Genomic DNA, 276 nt, shown 5'->3' on the forward strand with positions numbered 1-276 from the left:
CGCATTATGAGAGTGATGAGCTTGTTGAATTTACGCAGAAAAATAGCGGTCATGGACGGACAGAATTTCGGCATGTCATGCAAATTCGTGCCGTATTGCCGGAGGTCCTTCAGCGGCAATGGCCTTCAATACAAAGTGTTATTGAAGTCGTCAGTGAACGAAGCATAAAAGGCCAGCCTCCCCATCGTGATTCACGCTGGTATGTCAGCTCGCTACCGTTGGAGGCGGAAATCGTGGCTAAGGCAATAAGAAGGCACTGGTCGGTAGAAAACGAGC

At 49.3% G+C, this 276-nt stretch carries 1 protein-coding gene; it reads left to right on the top strand.

Annotated elements, in window-relative coordinates; genetic code table 11:
- Positions 1 to 276: ISAs1 family transposase (locus tag ACGF5R_RS24830; protein ID WP_387693313.1), on the top strand; the 276-nt coding region annotated here is incomplete at both ends.

This window comes from Photorhabdus sp. RM71S, assembly GCF_042879355.1.
GTDB lineage: Bacteria > Pseudomonadota > Gammaproteobacteria > Enterobacterales > Enterobacteriaceae > Photorhabdus > Photorhabdus kayaii.